Source organism: Nocardia sp. NBC_01388, from assembly GCF_045040085.1.
Taxonomy (GTDB): Bacteria; Actinomycetota; Actinomycetes; order Mycobacteriales; family Mycobacteriaceae; genus Nocardia.
Genome location: NZ_CP109553.1, coordinates 3,998,276 through 4,011,167, shown reverse-complemented (window position 1 = coordinate 4,011,167; position 12,892 = coordinate 3,998,276). Strand labels below are relative to the sequence as shown.

Genomic DNA, 12,892 nt, shown 5'->3' with positions numbered 1-12,892 from the left:
CTCACTCGGGAACTGGTTTGACGATCATCGAACCAGGCGTATGGTCAGGTTCGATAGTAATCGAACTTACCTGATGGAGGGTGTGATGGCAGCGACAGCGACGGTTGCGGCTCCGGTGGAGCAGGGCAGCCAGACCTGGGCCTACGCGCTCATACTTGCCGCCGGTGGCGTAGCGCTCGGAGTTTCGGGCGCACCCGCGCCGCTGTACGGCATGTATCAGCAGGCGTGGCATTTCTCGCCGCTCACTACGACATTCGTCTTCGCCGTCTATGCCGTTGCCGCCCTGGTCGCAGTGCTCGTCTCCGGCCGCATCTCCGATGTGGTCGGCCGCAAGCCGGTGCTGCTGGGCGCCTGCGCCCTCATGATTCTCGGTCTGGTGGTGTTCCTGTTCGCCGACAATGTGGCCATGCTGCTGGTGGCGCGGGCGCTGCACGGCTTCGCGGTCGGCGCCACCGTGGTGGCGGGTGCGGCCGCTCTGCTCGACCTGCGCCCGACTCAGGGCGCGCGCTCCGGGCAGTTGTCCGGTGTGGCCTTCAATATCGGTATGGCAGTGGCGATTCTGGGCTCGGCGCTGCTCGCGCAGTACGCGCCGTATCCGCTGCGCACGCCGTACGTGGTGATCACGCTGGCCTGCCTGGCCATCGGCGCGGGTGTGCTGGCGCTGCGGGAACCGCATACCGCGCGCATCGCGGGCCGCATCAAGATTTCCCGCCCGGCCGTGCCCTCGGAAATCCGCAGTGATTTCTGGTTCTCCGCACTCGGTGTGATGGCGGCCTGGTCGGTGCTCGGCGTGCTGCTGTCGCTGTATCCCGCACTGGCGTCGGCCAAGACCGGCATTCACAATCTGGTCTTCGGTGGCGCGGTGGTGGCCTCGACCGCGATCGCCGGCGCCGGAGCGCAGTACTTCGCGGGCGGAATTCCCGCTCGCCGCGCGGCGATCATCGGCGATATCGGCATGGCGATCGCACTGCTGCTGACCATCCCGGCGCTGAACACCCACAACTGGGTGCTGGTGCTGGCGGCCGGATTCCTGCTGGGCACCACCTTCGGACTCGGCTTCGGCGGTTCGCTGCGGCACCTGTCCAGCGTTGTGCCGCACCACAAGCGGGGCGAGACCATGTCGGCCTACTACCTGCTCGCCTACTCGGCCATGGCGTTGCCGACCGTGGTCGCGGGCTGGGCGGCGACCACCTGGAGTCTGACTGCCGTCTTCCCCTGGTTCGTCGTGGCGGTGGCACTGGCCTGCCTGACGGCAGCCGGGCTGGGTCTGCGGCCGCGGAAGGCCTGAGCGCGCACCACCCCGAAGAGTTATGGCCCGTCCGGCGAGCAGCCGGGCGGGCCCGGGTGACTGCCGGCCCGCAGCCCCGGGACTGTTGATCGAATGCGGTGCCTTTTTCGGTCCGGGCGGCGAAAAAGCCTGTCGGAGATCAGGAATCCGGGCTTGCCGTGCGTTGTGCGGGCGCGATCGCTATCCTTCCGCTATGCGGTGGTGGGGGAGGTTCGGGGGAGTGTGGAACCGGGCAGTACATCGGTCGGCCCTCTTGCTGTCGGTGGTGTTCGCTGTCCTGGGTGGACTGGCCATCGCGGCGCTCACCTGGTGGGTGATGTGGGAGCTGCTCGGCGCCAGGGCGGAGACGCCGAATCAGGTGGATCTCACCAAGATCGCGCTCTCGGTGACGGCGGGCGTGGGCGGCGCGGTGGCGCTGGTGGTCGCCTATCGGCGGCAGCGCGACAATGAGCGCGGCAGGTTCGCCGAGGTGTTCGGCGCCGCGGCCACCCAATTGGGCAATCCCGATGTGGCGGTGCGGCTTGCCGGTGTGTACGCCATGGCCGGCGTCGCGGACGAGTTCTCGGCCCGGGGGCGGCGCCAGCAGTGTGTCGATGTGCTCTGCGGATATCTGCGACTGCCGTACGCGCCGGATGAGGGCGCCAGCCATCTGGTCTCCAAATCCCAGCGCATCGAGGATGCCGGGACGGCGGTCGAGCGGGTGTACCACTACCGGCAGAACGACCGGCAGGTCCGCGAGACGATCGTGCGGGTGATCACCGAACATCTGCGGACCTCCGCCGAAGTGTCTTGGTCCGCTTGCGATTTCGACTTCTCCGACGCTGCCTTCGAGAATGCCGACTTCCGCTACACCGTCTTCGCCGGGCGCAATACCCGCTTCAGCAATGCCATGTTCACCGGCGGCCGCGCCACCAGTTTCGAGAAGGCGGCTTTCCTCGGTAAGCGGGTCACCTTCCGCGGGGCCATGTTCCGCGGTGCCACCACCTCCTTCGATCAGACCCGCTTCAGCCATGCGCGGGTCGCGCGCAGTGAACGCGGCAGTACCGGAACCACTTTCATCGATGCCACCTTCGGCGGTCCGGTGAGCTTCGACGGCGCGGAGTTCGGCGGTGCGCGCACCGCGTTCACCCGCGCCAAATTCGCCGGTGAACGCAGCGGTTTCGCCAATGCCAAGTTCACCGCCGAGCTGACCTCCTTCGAGCGCGCGATTTTCGACGGTGATCGGCTGACCTTCACCGGCGCCGAATTCTTCGGCGCCAAACTGGTTTTCACCTCCGCCCGCTTCTACTCCGAGGCCACCTCCTTCGACTGCGCGCATCTCGGCGGCAGTACCCGCTGGCGGTCCGGCCGCACCCAGGAGGTGAACTTCTCCCGGGCCGAATACCACGGCAAGGTGTCCTTCGCCGATGCGGTGTTCGGCGGGCGCTCGGCGGTTTTCGCCGGCGGTGACTTCTTCGGGGAGATCTCCTTCCGGCGCGCGGTCTTCGATGCCAGACAGGTCAGCTTCGAGCGCCCGAAGGCGTGGGTCGGCGTGTACTTCGACTGGAATGAGACGCCCGCCACCAAACCCGCCAATATCCTGCCCGAGCAGTGGCCCCCGGCCCCGGCGGAGAACCTGCCGGAGCGCACCGCCTAGCGCGACCCGATTTGTCGGATTGCCTCCGTATCGTCCCGTGCGATAGCTTGCAGCGGTAACGAGTAGGGGATCGTAGTGGGGACGCTGGGCATTCATTGGATTGTCGTCGAAGTGGCAGTGGCACTGCTGTTCTCGTCCGCGATCGTGGGTTTTCTCGTCATCCGGGGCAAACGCGCACTGGTGCTCGTGACCCTTGCGCTGGGCATTTCCGGCTGGCTGGCCTTGGCGGCAGGCGTACAGCCCGGGGTGGCGGTGCTGACGGGGGACACCGTCGCCGGCACCGCCGTGCCGCCCGCGCCCGGCCTGGTCCCGGCGGGTTCGACGGCCCCCACGACCAGCGCCAAACCCGTTGCCCCGGATCCGATGTCGCTGCTGAAGCCGGGTGATTGCGTCGAGGTTCCGATGGAGGCCGCGACCGATGCCTCCGGCGCTCCGACCTGGAAGCCCGGTTCGCCCGATCCCGCCGACTGCACTTCTCTCGACGCGAACTACCGCGTCCTGCAGACCGGCCCGGAACCCTGCGCCGGCCCGCTGTTCGAACTCGAGACCAGCCGCAAGGATCATTCCGGAAAGCAGCTTTACCATCTGTGCCTGGCCTTCGACTGGCGCGTCGGAGTCTGTTACGACACAGCGCATATGGACGAACCGTCGAAGGTCGATTGCGGTACACCCGGCGATCACATCGTGCAGGCCACCGCGGTGCTGGAGGACTCCACCAGCGGCGCGGGCTGCCCGCGGGACGGCAAGGGCGCGGTGTGGGTCGTCTGGGACAAACGCCGGATGACCGTCTGCTTCCGCGGCGGAGACGATCCGGGCAAGTGACACTCGGGTCCTGATGCGACCGCAATGGCTCGCACCAGGACCCGACCGGATTTACACCCGCCGCGCGATGGTGATGACGTCCGGGATCAGCCAGGACGGCAGGGGACGCGCGACCTTGCGCTGATCCTGCAGTTCGAACCCGGCATCCTCCAGCAGCTTCCGGACCTCCCTGGGGGACGGCGCGTGCGCGGGGAACAGGGGGCTGCGGGTGAGGCGCTGTATCGGACGGGCGGTGGGCGCCGACGGGTGCATGGTGGCAATGGCGACCAGGCCGCCGGGAACCAGCACCCGATAGAATTCGCGCAGCGCCACGGGATGGTCGAAGAAGTGGAAAGCGCTGGTGGAGACCACCGCATCCAATTCACCGTCACCGAGCGGGAGATGTTCGGCGGCGGCGTGCCGCCAGTGCACGTCGGCGGACCGGGCGCGGGCCTGCTCCAGCATGCCGGTGGAGGCGTCCACGCCGTAGGTCACCTCCGGATGCAGTTCGCGCGCGATGCGCGAGGTGAGAATGCCGGTGCCGCAACCGATATCGGCGATCCGGCGGGATCCGGCCGCCCGCAGCTCGGAAACCACCTGGTCCTGCGGCGGGCGATACACCGCCTGCTGCAGTGCCGCGGTGTCGTAGGCGCGGGCGACATTGCCGAAGAACCCGGTCACCACCCGGTTGAGGGCACGGTTGCCCGTGGTGAGGGAAGTGCTGTTCATGTGTGCTCCTAATCTTGTCCTCATCGAAGCAGATTTCGAACTGTCTGGGAAGGTTTGCCGAGCTGTGGGTGACCGGTGCGGTGGAGTAGCGTCGGGCCCATGAGGATTCGTGGAGCTGTCCTGGAACGAATCGGGGCGTCAGCGCCCTTTGCGGAGTCGAAACCGATTACGGTGAGCGAACTCGACCTGGGTGAACCCAACCCCGGCGAGTTGCTGGTGCGGATCGAGGCGGCCGGACTGTGCCACTCGGATCTGTCGGTGGTGGACGGAAATCGGGTGCGCCCGGTGCCCATGCTGCTCGGGCACGAGGCCGCCGGCCGGGTCGAGGCCGTGGGTCCGGGCGAGAGCGATATCGCCGTCGGGCAGCGGGTGGTCATGACCTTCCTGCCGCGCTGCGGTGAATGCTCCGGCTGCGCCACCGAGGGCCGTACCCCCTGCCTGCCCGGCAGTATGGCCAATAATTCGGGCGAACTCATGAGCGGCGGACGGCGGCTGCTGCGCGACGGTGAGCCGGTGCACCATCACCTCGGGGTCTCGGCATTCGCCACCCATGCCGTGGTCGACCGCCACTCGGTGGTGCCGGTGGACGACGATGTGCCGCCGGACGTCGCGGCCGTACTCGGCTGCGCGGTGCTGACCGGCGGTGGGGCGCTGCTGAATTCGGCGCAGCCGACACCCGCGGATCGCATCATGGTGGTCGGGCTCGGCGGCGTCGGAATGGCGGCCGTACTGGTCGGGGCCGCACTGCGGGAGGGCACCGGCCGCGATGTGATCGCCGTCGATACGGTGCCGGAGAAATTGAAGATCGCCCTGGAACTCGGTGCGACAGCGGCCTATACGCCACAGGAGATCGCCGATCAGCACATCCAGGCCGAAGTGGTGATCGAGGCCGCCGGCAATGTGCGGGCCTTCGAAACCGCGGTCGCCGCCACCGCCACCGGCGGCAAGACCGTCACCGTGGGCCTGCCCGCGCCCGATGCGATGGCCAGCATCTCGCCGCTGGGCCTGGTTGCCCAGGGCCGCACCATTATCGGCAGCTACCTGGGCTCGGCGGTCCCGTCCCGTGATATCCCCGAGTACGTCCGCATGTGGCGGGAGGGCAAGCTTCCGGTCGAACGCCTGGTCTCCTCCCGCATCCGGCTGGAGGACATCAATGCGGGTATGGACGAGCTGGCCGCGGGGCACGCCCTGCGACAGGTGATCGTCTTCGACTGACCCGCAATGTAATCCGCCGCACTGCGCGGCCGCATCGCGTGGCGGGGCAGTTCAGGACGGCTGCCGCACTGCGCGGCTGCGCGGGACCGCACTGCGCGGCTGCGCGGGACCGCACTGCGCGGCTGCGCGGGACCGCACTGCGCGGCTGCGCGGGACCGCACTGCGCGGCTGCGCGGGCCTCTCCGACCGTGAGTTGACCACGACCTGAATATTTGCCATTGGGTAGCTCGTCCGCCCCGATCCGGCACGTCACGGGGGTTCCGCAGCGCTGTACAGCGACCCGATAGGCTCAGGCGAGACCCGTTGGGGTTGTCCAGGCGAAGTATGTGAGGAGACGTGGTGACCACGAACCGGATCCGGGTGGGTGTACTCGGAGCGCGCGGCAAGGTCGGGCAGGCGATCTGCGCGGGTGTCGAGGCGGCCGCCGATCTGGAGCTCGTGGCCCAGGTCGACAAGGATGACGCCCTGGAGACCTTCACCGCCGCCGGTACCGAGGTCGTGGTCGACTTCACCAGCCCCGGCGTCGTGATGCCGAACCTGAAGTGGCTGGTGGAGAACGGTATTCACGCCGTGGTCGGCACCACCGGATTCGATGCCGAGCGGCTCGGTCGGGTGCGCGACTGGATTGCCGCCAAGCCCGAGGTCGGCGTGCTCATCGCCCCCAACTTCGCCATCGGCGCGGTGCTGTCCATGCGCTTCGCCGAACAGGCGGCCCGCTGGTTCGACTCCGTCGAGGTCATCGAACTGCACCACCCGAACAAGCTGGACGCGCCGTCCGGCACCGCCTACCGCACCGCCGGGATCATTGCCGCGGCCCGGGAGAAGGCCGGTGTCGGCCGCAGCCCCGATGCCACCGTCGATGAGCTCGAGGGTGCGCGCGGCGCCGATGTCGACGGTGTGCGCGTGCACTCGGTGCGCCTGGCCGGTCTGGTCGCGCACCAGGAGGTGCTCTTCGGCACGCAGGGCGAGACCCTCACCATTCGACACGACTCCATGGACCGCACCTCTTTCGTCCCCGGTGTACTGCTCGGTGTGCGCAAGACCCCGCTGCGCCCCGGCCTGACCGTGGGCATCGACCCGCTGCTGGACCTGTGAGCACCACCCCGGAGAACAACACCCGCGAGGTCGGCAAGCGGGTCGCCTTCATCGCGGCACTGGTGCTGGTGCTCGGGTTCTACTTCATCCTGCTGGGCCGCATCGCCGTCAGCCTCATCGCCTCGGGCTCCATCCCGGCGGCGATCCTCGGCGTCGGCGTCTTCCTGCTGCCCCTGCTCGGCGTCTGGGTGGTCGCCTCCAGCGTCCGCGCCGCCTTCGCCCACCAGCACCTGGCCCGCCGCATCCACGCCGAGGGCCTGGAACTGGACACCTCCGACCTCCCGCGCCGCCCCTCCGGCCGCCTGGAACGCGCCGCCGCCGACCAGCTCTTCGAGCAGGTCAAAACGGAATGGGAAGCCGACCCCGACAACTGGCGCAGCAACTACCGCGCCGCCCGCGCCTACGACTACGCCGGCGACCGCACCCGCGCCCGCGAAATCATGCGCCGCGCAGTCGAATTGGAACGCCAGGAACGCACCACGCAGACCGGCTGAGCCCGCCGGGCCGGCAGCCACTCATTCGGACCCAGCAGCCCCGGTCATTCCAGGCGCAGCGGCCCCGGTCATTTCGGGCGCAGCGCCCCCCGTCATCCCGGCATGCTTGTGGCCGGGATCCAGACTCACAGCGGCCCAGCGAATTTCGGTCGATTCCCGTAACGACGACGGTGGCCCGGAACCGTACGGTTCCGGGCCACACTCATCTCTCGCTCGCAATGCGACGGTCAGCGCGCCGGGTGCACCTTGCGCCAGTGGTCGGCGATATCGATGCGGCGGGTGATCCAGACCTTGTCGTGGGATTGGACGTAGTCCAGGAAACGCTCCAGAGACTTTGCGCGGGCGGGCTTTCCGGCGATGCGGCAGTGCAGGCCTACGGACAGCATCTTGGGGGCGCCCGCCTCGCCTTCGGCGTAGAGGACGTCGAAGGCGTCGCGGAGGTAGGCGTAGAACTCGTCACCGTTGGCGAAACCGGCGGGGGAGGAGAAGCGCATGTCGTTGGTTTCGAGGGTGTACGGGATGACCAATTGATCGTGCTCGCCCACCTTGGCCCAGTACGGCAGATCATCCGCGTAGGAATCCGAGTCGTAGGCGAAACCGCCGTGCTCGACGACCAGCTCACGGGTCTGGGGGGAGTCGCGACCGGTGTACCAGCCCTGCGGCGGCGCACCGAAGAGACGGGTGATGATGCTCACCGCCTCCTTCATGTGCGCGCGCTCGATCTCCGGATCGACCGACTGGTACGAGATCCAGCGCAGCCCGTGGCAGGCGATCTCGTGGCCGAGTCGCTGGAAGGCCGCGACCGCCTCCGGATTGCGCTCCAGCGCCCGCGCCACCCCGAAGATGGTCAGCGGGATATCGCGCTGCTCGAACATGCGCAGCACCCGCCAGAGCCCGGCACGTGAGCCGTACTCGTAGATGGACTCCATCGACAGGTGCCGGTTCGGAAACGACTGGGCCGGAACGATATCCGAGAGGAAGGTCTCCGACCCCTCGTCCCCGTCGAGCACATTGTTCTCGCCGCCCTCCTCGTAATTGAGGACGAAATTGACCGCGATATTGGCTTTGCCGGGCCACTGCGGATGCGGCGGGTTCGGGCCGTAGCCGACCATGTCCCGCGGATAGTTCAGATCGAAGTCGCTCATGCGATCTCCCCCTGCTCGGCCGCCAGCCGCGCCCGCGCGGACTCGGTGAGGTTGCCGTACAGGCGAAGTCGCGCGAGGCCGCCGTCGGGGAAGGCATCCAGCCGCACCTCGACCACCGCCGCGTCCGAGTCGATGGCGAACCGGTGCCGGGTATCGGGCCGGATCACGGTGCGCGGCAACAACTCCACTTCGGAGCCGTCGGCGCGAATACCGGTGAGCGCGGCCGCCCCCGGACTGTTGAACAGGAAGTACGAGGTGTCGATCTCGGCCATGGTGAGCACGCCCTCACCCGCCAGCCGCACCTGCACCCAGTCATTGTCCTTATCGCGGCGGCGCGCGGTCTCCCAGCCGCCGCCCATGGACTGCGCCCGCCCGGGCAGCAGCACATTCTGCGGATGCGAATAGAAGCGATTGGAGCAATCCGCCACCAGGCCACCGTTTTCCAGCGCGGCCAGATCGAACGGACCCGAATCCAGCCAGCGCAGATCGGGTGTGGCCACACCGTGCACCCGCAGCCGGGCCACGCCGCCGTCCGGGAACATGCGCAGGCGCACATGGGTGAACCGGCGCTTCGAATCGACGGTGAACGGATTGCGGCTGTCACCGCCGACCGCGCTGCGCTCGACAATGGTGGTCCAGCCGTCCAGCGCGGCAATCTCCTCGGCGGCCGGATAACCCTCCACCGCAATGGCTTCCACCGAAACCTCGGGCGGGTAATTGCCCTTGAACCAGGCGGTGTCCACCACAATGCCCGCGATCACGCCGGGCACACCCAACCGCACAATGGCGGTATCGCAATCGTCAGGTTCCGGGGCATCCCCGGCCTCGTCGCGCCGCCGCCGGGTCTCCCATCCGTCGTACACCTGGCCCTTGTGACCGAAGGTCGCGGGCTGATAGGTGGAATCCTCCGGCCGGACCAAATTCTCCTTCTCCGCGAAGGATTCGTCATTGGCCCAGATCACCGCACCGCCGAGGGAACGAACGGCCAGATCGGGCAGGAGGGTGAAATCAGTATCGGCGGTCATAGCGAGGGCATTTTCCTTTCGCGCAACTGATGGAGAACATCGACGGTGGCGGCCGGTATCAGCGCCGTCACTTCGTCGGGATCGAAAGCGCCGCAATCCAATCCGCGCAGCACCACGGTCGCGAGGGCCTGGGCGGTGGCGGGTTCGTCGACCACCGCGCCGCCCTGGCGATCCAGGTAGCGGCCGATGCGCGGCGCGGCCACTTCCAGCGCGGTGCGGTAGAAGGCGAAGGTGGCCAGCCAGCGGGTGGCCAGATGTCCCGCGCCCATATCCCAGCCCTGGTAGTACCCGCGCTCCAGCGAGCGGGTGACCAGGCGATAGTGCCGGGCCAAGGCCGCGCGCACTTCGTCATCGGTGCCCATGGGCAGTACCTGGGTCGAGCCGTCGCACACCCATACGCCGGTCTGCGCGGCGGCGGCCTGCATGACCGCCTTGGCGTGATCGGCCACCGGATGCTCCAGCGACTGGAACTGCGGTGCGATACCGCAGGCCGCACTGTAATCGTATGTGCCGTAGTGCAATCCGGTGCAGCGTCCGGCCGAGCGGTGAATGGCCTGGGCCACCGTCGCGGTGCCGTCGGCGGCGATCACGGCCTGCGGACTCTCGATCTGCAGCTCGAACTTCAGCGACTGCTCGGGCAGCCCGTGCGCGGATTCGATTGCCTGACACAGCAGTACGGCCGCCTCGGCCTGATCGGCCGAGCGAATCTTCGGAATGGTGAAGACGAATCCGGTCGGCACCCCGCCCGCGCCCTCGAGCACCTTCTCCAGAGTGCGCACGGCGCGCGCCCATTCGAGGGTGGTGAGGCCCTTCATACGAATACCGCGCGAAACCACCTCGGCGGGCAGTGCGGCGAGCACGGCGCCCGCGCGCAGTGCGTCGCGATCCTCCACCGCATCGCCACGCGTGCCGTAGCCGTCCTCGAAATCCAGGCGCAGATCCTGGATCGGCCGCCAGCGCAGCGCGGTGAGCGCCCGCGACAGCACCTCGCCGCCGGCCAATTCGGTCAGCACCGCACTGTGCCTACCGGCCAATTCGATTGCCGTCGCACCCCATTCGCGCGGGAGCTCGGGGGTGGCGTCGGCCGCGCTCACATAGACGGTGTGGATCGGCTGACCCGCCCGATCGCCCGGGTATCGCTGTGCCAACTCGGAATCGACGGCCTGCAGGCGGCCCTCGATATTGCCCAGTACATACGGGGGCAGGGTCACGAACGCGCCTCCTCGGCATCGGTGGAGAATCCGGCCAGCAGGCCGGTGTAGTGCTTGGGCAGCGGGGTCGCGTACTCCCCGCGCCCGGATTTACGCAGCCCCATGGTGACCAGCGACTGCACGGTCAGCGTGGCCGCGGCGACACCGTCGATCACCGGCACGCCGACCTCGCGGGTCAGGTATTCGCACAGATCCGCCATGCCGGCGCAGCCCAGCACGATGGCATCGGAATTGTCCGTGTGCACGGCCTCCCGGCAGGCATCCACGATCACCGTGCGCGCCTTGGGATCCTCCAGCTCCAGCACCGGAATCTCGCAGGCGTGAATGCCGAGGCAGAACCGCCGCATGCCGTAGCGTTCGGCCAGCTCCGCGGCCCGGCCGGAGGTACGGGCCAGGGTGGTCACCACGCTGAAGCCACGCCCGAGATGGCTCGCGGCCTGCATGGCCGCCTCCGCGATGCCGATCACCGGCCCGCGGGCCAGCTCGCGCGCCGCATCCAGGCCGGGATCACCGAAACAGGAGATCACATAGCCGTCCACGCCCGCCGCCTCACCGCGGGCGATCTCGGTGAGCAGTCCGGGGATGGAAAGCGCTTCGTCGTAATGGCTTTCGATGGAGGCCGGACCCATGGCCGGGGTAATGCCCTCGATCACGGTCCCGGGTGCGGCCACCGCATGGGCGGCGGCCGCGGCCAGATCGGTCATGGCCACGGTGGTATTGGGATTGATGACTCGAATTCGCATGGATCTCACCGAGTTTCGAATACGGGGCCGGACGGGTGCATACCGGTGATCTTGCCGGAGACCCGCAATGGGAACACGGCGGCGAGCCGGCCCGCCGTCGCGATCGTGCCGCTGATCCGCCAGCTGCCGCGCCGCGGATTCCTGTCAGGCACGTCGCACATCCGATCTCATAGGTCCGACCTTCGGAAACAAAGGTGTTCGCGATGCTATCGAGCGGGTATTGCCCGGTTGTTGCTGAAACTATATATCTTTCTGACCGGCCGAATCCGCAAAAAGTCCGGTATCGGTGGGCAGTCGCGACAGTACTCCGTTGAGCCGCGTGTGATGCGCACCCGTGGCCGCCAGCAGCGCGTCGGAATCGCGAGCCAGGAAGGCCGCGAGCTGCTTACTGTGATCGGCGTGCAGCACCACCCGATCGGCCGTGCTGGCGTGCACCATGGGCTGCACCGGTTCGGTGATATTCCAGGCGTATTCGAGCATGTGCACCACCCGCGGCATACCGGACGGCCGCACCAGCGCGAGATGGAAGTTCCGCGTCTCCCGGTGATAGGCCAGGGCGTTCTCGGTGAGAATCGCCCGTTCCAGCCGGGCATGGATCTCCCGGGCGAGCTCGTGATCGGCCGTCGTGGCCTGGTGCACGGCGGCGGCCAGCGCCGCGGCCTCCAGGCTCTCCCGCACGACATACAGCTCGCGCAGCTCGGCCGCAGTCAACAGCGTCACCTGATATCCGAAGTTCGTCTTGTGCTCGACGAGCCCCTCGCCGATCAGGGTCTGCAGCGACTCCCGCACCGGAATCGCGCTGACCCCGAACTGCCGGGCCAATTCCCCCAGCGGCATACCGGTCCCCGGCGGCAGATTGCCCTCGAGGATCAGCCTGCGCAACTCGTCGAGAATCTCGTGCTGGGAATACCCGCGATGCGCATCGTGTGCAGGGGTCAGCTGAGGTAGTCGAGGTAGTCGTGGTCGGGAAGGCACCAGCCCACGGTAGCGGTCCGGCTTCCGGCCGGGAACCGGATCACCGGCCGCCGCGTCCGGCGGCTCAGAGCTCGTCGAGGTCGTAACCCAGGGCCTTGAGCGAAAGCCGGTGCAGCGTAGCGCGTTCCGCCGGGGTGAGCCGCCGCAGCACCACATCGGTTGCCGCATCGACCTGCGCGCTGACCTCCTCGCGCAGTTTGCGTCCCGAGGCGGTGATGGTCAGCCGGTATTTGCGCCGGTCGTCGGCATCCCGGGTGCGGGTGACCAGGCCCGCCTTCTCCAGGCTGTCGATCAGCCGGACCACCTCGCTGCGGTCGATGGACAGCGCGTTCGCCATTTCCTGCTGGGTGATGTCGCCGCTCTCCTCGAGGTAGGTCAGCACCCAGTGCTCCCGCAGCGGCGTATCCACGTCGGTGTGTATGGCCTTGTGCAGCTTGCCGAAGGCGTACGTGGGATAGCGCAGCAGTCCACGGGGGTGATAGTCGCGGTTTTCGGTCACGCCGCAGATTATATCTATTGTTGAGTAGCTCAATCA

The 12,892-nt window shown here is 67.9% G+C and carries 14 protein-coding genes; 6 read left to right on the top strand and 8 right to left on the bottom strand.

The features are described from left to right. The first annotated feature begins 85 nt into the window (after nt 1-85). The 3 genes from OG716_RS19900 (at nt 86) to OG716_RS19890 (ending at nt 3,746) form a co-directional block, all read left to right on the top strand. Nucleotides 86-1,288, top strand: a complete 1,203-nt coding sequence (locus OG716_RS19900) for an MFS transporter (RefSeq protein ID WP_405139000.1) — start codon at nt 86-88, stop codon at nt 1,286-1,288. A 262-nt stretch (nt 1,289-1,550) separates the two neighbouring features. Next, nucleotides 1,551-2,924 (top strand): pentapeptide repeat-containing protein, encoded by a 1,374-nt coding sequence (locus OG716_RS19895; protein ID WP_405138999.1) that lies wholly within the window; start codon nt 1,551-1,553, stop codon nt 2,922-2,924. Between the two features lie 111 nt (nt 2,925-3,035). After that, nucleotides 3,036-3,746, top strand: coding sequence for a hypothetical protein (locus tag OG716_RS19890; RefSeq protein ID WP_405138998.1), 711 nt, complete (start codon nt 3,036-3,038; stop codon nt 3,744-3,746). 51 nt (nt 3,747-3,797) lie between these two features. Here OG716_RS19890 and OG716_RS19885 read toward each other — a convergent pair whose 3' ends face one another. Next, complete coding sequence (locus tag OG716_RS19885) at nt 3,798-4,454, bottom strand: class I SAM-dependent methyltransferase (protein ID WP_405138997.1); 657 nt, start codon at nt 4,452-4,454, stop codon at nt 3,798-3,800. A 99-nt stretch (nt 4,455-4,553) separates the two neighbouring features. Between OG716_RS19885 and OG716_RS19880 the strand changes: the two genes are divergently transcribed. From OG716_RS19880 to OG716_RS19870, 3 genes are all read left to right on the top strand, one after another. After that, entirely contained in the window at nt 4,554-5,669 is a 1,116-nt protein-coding gene (locus OG716_RS19880; RefSeq protein ID WP_405138996.1) for an alcohol dehydrogenase catalytic domain-containing protein, read from the top strand. 339 nt (nt 5,670-6,008) lie between these two features. After that, nucleotides 6,009-6,764, top strand: coding sequence for a 4-hydroxy-tetrahydrodipicolinate reductase (dapB, locus tag OG716_RS19875; protein ID WP_405138995.1), 756 nt, complete (start codon nt 6,009-6,011; stop codon nt 6,762-6,764). Further along, nucleotides 6,761-7,258, top strand: a complete 498-nt coding sequence (locus OG716_RS19870) for a hypothetical protein (protein ID WP_355129524.1) — start codon at nt 6,761-6,763, stop codon at nt 7,256-7,258. Before dapB ends, OG716_RS19870 begins: the two co-directional genes overlap by 4 nt. A 227-nt stretch (nt 7,259-7,485) precedes the next feature. Here OG716_RS19870 and puuE read toward each other — a convergent pair whose 3' ends face one another. The 7 genes from puuE to OG716_RS19835 form a co-directional block, all read right to left on the bottom strand. Further along, nucleotides 7,486-8,403, bottom strand: a complete 918-nt coding sequence (gene puuE, locus OG716_RS19865; RefSeq protein ID WP_405138994.1) for an allantoinase PuuE — start codon at nt 8,401-8,403, stop codon at nt 7,486-7,488. Beyond that, on the bottom strand, nt 8,400-9,428 hold the full coding sequence (alc, locus tag OG716_RS19860; protein ID WP_405138993.1) for an allantoicase: 1,029 nt from the start codon (nt 9,426-9,428) through the stop codon (nt 8,400-8,402). Before alc ends, puuE begins: the two co-directional genes overlap by 4 nt. Next, nucleotides 9,425-10,639, bottom strand: coding sequence for a DUF6986 family protein (locus tag OG716_RS19855; RefSeq protein WP_405138992.1), 1,215 nt, complete (start codon nt 10,637-10,639; stop codon nt 9,425-9,427). Before OG716_RS19855 ends, alc begins: the two co-directional genes overlap by 4 nt. Continuing rightward, nucleotides 10,636-11,382 carry an aspartate/glutamate racemase family protein gene (locus OG716_RS19850; RefSeq protein WP_405138991.1) on the bottom strand — a complete coding sequence of 249 codons (747 nt, stop codon included), beginning with the start codon at nt 11,380-11,382 and terminating at the stop codon, nt 10,636-10,638. The genes OG716_RS19855 and OG716_RS19850 overlap by 4 nt, the downstream gene beginning before the upstream one ends. 5 nt (nt 11,383-11,387) lie before the next feature. Then, a complete protein-coding gene (locus OG716_RS19845) occupies nt 11,388-11,534 on the bottom strand; it encodes a hypothetical protein (RefSeq protein ID WP_405138990.1) in 147 nt (48 codons plus the stop codon). An 88-nt stretch (nt 11,535-11,622) separates the two neighbouring features. Further along, complete coding sequence (locus OG716_RS19840; RefSeq protein WP_405138989.1) at nt 11,623-12,357, bottom strand: GntR family transcriptional regulator; 735 nt, start codon at nt 12,355-12,357, stop codon at nt 11,623-11,625. Nucleotides 12,358-12,421: 64 nt separating this feature from the next. After that, nucleotides 12,422-12,856, bottom strand: a complete 435-nt coding sequence (locus OG716_RS19835; protein ID WP_405138988.1) for a MarR family winged helix-turn-helix transcriptional regulator — start codon at nt 12,854-12,856, stop codon at nt 12,422-12,424. Nucleotides 12,857-12,892 lie beyond the last annotated feature (36 nt).

Coding starts and splice junctions, on each gene's coding strand:
- OG716_RS19900 (WP_405139000.1), top strand. CDS start 86: ATGGCAGCGACAGCGACGGTTGCGGCTCCGGTGGAGCAGGGCAGCCAG.
- OG716_RS19885 (WP_405138997.1), bottom strand. CDS start 4,454: ATGAACAGCACTTCCCTCACCACGGGCAACCGTGCCCTCAACCGGGTG.
- OG716_RS19880 (WP_405138996.1), top strand. CDS start 4,554: ATGAGGATTCGTGGAGCTGTCCTGGAACGAATCGGGGCGTCAGCGCCC.
- puuE (WP_405138994.1), bottom strand. CDS start 8,403: ATGAGCGACTTCGATCTGAACTATCCGCGGGACATGGTCGGCTACGGC.
- alc (WP_405138993.1), bottom strand. CDS start 9,428: ATGACCGCCGATACTGATTTCACCCTCCTGCCCGATCTGGCCGTTCGT.
- OG716_RS19850 (WP_405138991.1), bottom strand. CDS start 11,382: ATGCGAATTCGAGTCATCAATCCCAATACCACCGTGGCCATGACCGAT.